Annotated in this window: 1 protein-coding gene; it reads right to left on the bottom strand. The window is 66.0% G+C overall.

The genetic code is table 11. From position 1 onward, the window contains the following. Nucleotides 1–13 precede the first annotated feature (13 nt). A complete protein-coding gene (locus ACGFJ7_RS46770; protein WP_392649042.1) occupies nt 14–1477 on the bottom strand; it encodes an NF041680 family putative transposase in 1464 nt (487 codons plus the stop codon). Nucleotides 1478–1594 lie beyond the last annotated feature (117 nt).

Raw genomic sequence — 1594 nt, 5'->3', positions numbered from 1 at the left:
CCTAGCTTGAGTTTTAACCTGTTCGGCGTGGCCGTGGAGTGGTTGAGGGCTTCTTTCTGGGTGTGCTTTTCGGGCGATCGTTCCTGGTGACGATGTGGACGTCGTGGCGGGTTGCTGGCCGGGTGTTCCGGCGCCCGGATGGTCGGCCGGGGCCTGGTCGTGCGGGTTTTGGTGCCCTGGTGGGAGTGCCTGCTTGTGCGTGCAGGTGCCGAAATCCTCGCCGGACGCGGGCTGGGGTTAGGCGTTGCGGTGGGGCGGGGCGTTCCCAGGGCCGGCGTAGGTCAGCGACCAGGGTTCGGGCCAGGCGTAGTTGGGTGTAAGCGGCGAGTAGGAGCCAGGTCCATCGGTCGGCGGCGGCCGGGTCGCGTAGTTTCGGGCTGGTCCAGCCGAGGGTCTGTTTGAGCATGCGGAAGGTGTGCTCGATATCGAAGCGGCGCAGGAAGGCTTGCCAGAGCACGTTGACAGTGTTGTTGTCGGCGTCGGCGATTGAGGCCCACAGCCAGACCGGTTTCGCGGTGGCGCCCGAAGGGAGCCGTTCGACGCGTAGCAGGATGACGGTGCCTTCGATGACCGGCAGAACGCCGGCATGGCCGATCCAGGCGGTGCGATGGGTTAGACGTGGATGCAGTCGTTGCCAGGCCAGGACAGTTGCGGTGCCGTAGAGGCGGGTGTCGGTCGTGATGGTCGTGTCGGGAGTGCCCCAGCTGGCGGGGTCACCGAAGATGAACTCGTCTCCGTGGCGTTTCGTGCGGCCCATCGTGCCGGGTTCGCGGGGTGGGGCAGGGCGGCGCAGGACTCGATCTGAGCGCATCCGGACCAGTACTTTCACCGGCAGATCCCGCAACAGCAACGCTAGTCTTGGTCCGTCGTAGCCGGCGTCCGCGACGATCCAGATGTCGGGCTCGCCGGGCTGCCACTGCCCGGCGCTGATGAGGCGTTGCACGACGTCGCGTAACTGCCCGGCGGTGATCGTGGCGGCATCGTCTCCCGGGGCAAGCCGGCGGGCGTCCAGCGGTGCGGTCCATGAGTGACGTCCCGTTTCGAGGGCGACGACCACCGAATACGGCCAGCCCGGGACCCCGATGTGGGCGTCCTTGGCCCGTCCGTAGGTGTGACATAACACCCGGCCAGGGCTGGTGTGTGCCTCCGGGCGCAGCCAGCAGGTCACGTCGACCGCGAGCACGATCCGGCCGTCCGCGGCGCGTGGCACCGGCACCGCGGCCAGCGCGGTGCGCAACCGGTCGACATCGATCCGGCCCCGATTCAGGCCCGCATACATCGCTCCGTGACCACGCCGATGCTGTCCCGCCAACGACAACTCGGCCAGCGAACGCACCGGTGTGTCTCCGCACAACATCGCGTCTGCCAGCTCAAACAACGCGTCGCCACGTGCGGTGAGACAACGGTGAAACTCGGCCCTGAACCCGGCCAGACGCCCGAAAGCATCACCTGGATCGACATCAGGCACACTGATCATCAGACAGCCCTTGATTCGGTTTTTCTTCCCTAGACAAGAAGAGATGATCGATCAAGGGCTGTCCTCATGATCAGCCGGGGTCGATGCCGCACAGCTGCACGTTAAAACTCAAGCTAG

The sequence above is a fragment of the Actinoplanes sp. NPDC048988 genome, from assembly GCF_043197815.1.
Classification (GTDB): domain Bacteria; phylum Actinomycetota; class Actinomycetes; order Mycobacteriales; family Micromonosporaceae; genus Actinoplanes.
The sequence above is the reverse complement of the archived record's forward strand: the minus strand, read 5'-3'. Positions and strand labels throughout refer to the sequence as shown.